Origin of the sequence: Streptomyces prasinopilosus, assembly GCF_001419695.1 — a bacterium.
GTDB classification, from domain to species: Bacteria; Actinomycetota; Actinomycetes; order Streptomycetales; family Streptomycetaceae; genus Streptomyces; species Streptomyces prasinopilosus.
This window is the reverse complement of record NZ_LIRG01000832.1, coordinates 1-2,465: the sequence shown is the minus strand read 5'-3', so window position 1 is coordinate 2,465 and position 2,465 is coordinate 1. Positions and strand designations below refer to the sequence as shown.

Genomic DNA, 2,465 nt, shown 5'->3' with positions numbered 1-2,465 from the left:
GTCGCGAGACCGGGACCGCGACGCCGCCCGGGGGCCGCCAGGTGCTGGTGCGCGGTCCCGGTCTCGCGACGGGCGGTGCGGAGGTGCCGGAGCTCGCGGGCCGGTACGGCGGGGCGAGGGTCCTGGAGGGGGACGACGCGAGGGTGGAGCGGGTGCTGGAGGAGCTGGACGGGGCCGAGTTGGCGCACATCGCCGCGCACGGCGAGTTCCGCGCGGACGGTCCGCTGTTCTCCTCGCTGCGGATGGCCGACGGGCCGCTGATCGTGCACGACTTCGAACGGCTCGGCCGCAGCCCGTACCGGATCATCCTGTCCTGCTGCGACACCGCGCGGTTCGCCAGTGTGGGCGCCGACGAACTCCTGGGGCTGGTCACCGCGTTGCTGCCGCTCGGCACGGCGGGTGTGGTGGCGTGCAGCGCGCCCGTGAACGACGCGGCGGTGGTGCCGCTGATGCTGGCGCTGCACAAGGGGCTCGACGCGGGGCTGTCCCTGGCCGAGGCCCTGCGTGACGCGCGGGCCTCGCTGCCGGACGACGCGGTGCACCGGGCCACCGGGTGGGCGTTCTCGGCGTTCGGCGCGGCCTGAGACGGACGGACCGGTGGACGGACGGACCGGCCCCCGGCGCCCCGCCCGAGCCGGGCCCGCCAGGTGCCGGTCACACGGCCGCGGGAGGCGCGCCACGGGGTGTCGGTGCGGCGGACCGGCGGGCAGGCGCGTGATGCGGTGAGGAACGGCACCGGGCGGGGGGAGGGACGGCCGCCGGACCCGCTGTCGCGCCGGGCGGAGCTTCGCGCGTGTCCACGGCCGTCCCCGCGTCTCCTGCGGTGAGAGGCGCCGGGGGCGCCGCCCACGACAGCGCTCCGCGGGGCCGCCGGTGCGAAGTCCCGCAGACGGCGGCCCGGTTGGTCCTGGGGCGCATCGAGTGCTGTCCGGGCCGCTGCCGCGTCCCGGTGCGGCTCCGGGCGGTGTTCGGGATGTGCGGTCCCGGTCCGCCCGGCCCGCCGGATGCTTATCCTTGTGACCATGACTGCCCAGCCTCCGGAGTCCTTTCCGCGCCCTGTTCCCCCGGGAGAGCTCCGCGCCTCTCACGACGACCGGGAGGCAGTGGTGGAGCAGCTGCGTGATGCGGCAGCCGAGGGGCGCATCGATTTCGAGGAGCTGGATGCGCGCCTGGAGCAGGCGCTGACGTCCAAGACCCACGCCGAGCTGGCCGCCCTGACCGCCGACCTGCCGAGGCCGGACTCCGCCGGGAGCCGACCGCCCCTGGTGCTCAAGGGCGGCCTGTACGGCGCGTCCCGGGGCCCCGGGCGCTGGGAGGTTCCCGGGCACGTGATCGCTCACGGAGGCGTAGGGGGTGTGAAGGTCGACTTCACCCGGGCCGAGTGCCGCCTCACGGAGGTCGTGGTGGAGGCGTACGGGGAGACGGCCGGTGTCACGATCGTCATCCCCGACGGCTGGGCCGCGGACACCGGCGGCATGGACCCCGGCTTCGGCGGCCTGACGGACAAGACCACTCCCGACCGGCTTCCGGGGACTCCGCTGATCCGGCTCACCGGGTCCGGCGGCGTGGCGGGGGTGGTCGTCCGCCACCCCAACCGCTGGGAACGGCGCAAGCTGCACAGCAACCCGGCGCGGGACTGAGGCCTGTCGTCCGGGTCGTGCCGCGGGTGCGGGGCCCGGCACCGCCGAAGAGGCGGGACCTAGCCGATCCGTTCGGCCAGGGCGACGATGATTCCCGAGGGACCGCGAAGGTTGCAGAGCCGGTAGGCGTTCTCGTACCGCGCCACCTCGCCGAGGAGTTCGGCGCCGTGGCGGCGCAGACGGGCGATCGTGCCGTCGATGTCGTCGACGGCGAACATGACACGGTGCAGGCCCAGAGTGTTGGGCGGCGGGTCGAGCGGTCCGGCGGGGATCGCCGCGGGGGTGTGGAACTTCGTCAGCTCCAGCCTGCCGTGGCCGTCCGGGGTGCGCATCATCGCGATGGTGCTGCGGACCCCGTCGAGGCCGACCGTCCGGTCCGCCCAGGTTCCCTCGATCCGCGCTTCGCCTTCCGGCTCCATGCCGAGTTCGGTGAAGAAGGCGACGGCGGCCTCCAGGTCGTCGACGACGATGCCCACGTTGTCCATCCGCTGAAGCGTCACGGGGTGCTCCTTCTTCGCCTCGTGGTCCGTTCTGGCTACTGATACCTCCGGGACGGAGCCGGTGCCGCGTTCTCCGCACCCGGAAGTGGCGGTGTTCCGGGGGCTCCACCTTGCCGGCGGCCTGCGGCTCGCGGTCGCCCGCCGGGTCGCGCTCCACCTCTCGGACATCTCCGGTCCGGATCCGCGGGGTGCGTGGTGCCCGGGTCGGTGTGCGCTCTCCCCCGGTCAGGTGCTCCGGTCTCAGGAACGGTTCAGGGGCCGCATCGGATCTCCTCCGATGCGGCCCCTGAACTGCGACTCCTCAAAGTCGGGACGACAGGATTTG

Annotated in this window: 3 protein-coding genes; 2 read left to right on the top strand and 1 reads right to left on the bottom strand. The window is 74.2% G+C overall.

The annotated features are described in order from the left end of the window. A partial coding sequence (locus AOK18_RS27195) for a CHAT domain-containing protein (RefSeq protein WP_157865233.1) occupies positions 1–584 on the top strand: 584 nt, incomplete at its 5' end. 438 nt (positions 585–1,022) lie between these two features. Beyond that, positions 1,023–1,640, top strand: a complete 618-nt coding sequence (locus AOK18_RS27190; protein ID WP_055696051.1) for a DUF1707 SHOCT-like domain-containing protein — start codon at positions 1,023–1,025, stop codon at positions 1,638–1,640. 59 nt (positions 1,641–1,699) lie between these two features. On the opposite strand, the gene AOK18_RS27185 is transcribed toward AOK18_RS27190, so the two are convergent. After that, entirely contained in the window at positions 1,700–2,125 is a 426-nt protein-coding gene (locus AOK18_RS27185; protein ID WP_055574165.1) for a VOC family protein, read from the bottom strand. Positions 2,126–2,465: the final 340 nt, after the last annotated feature.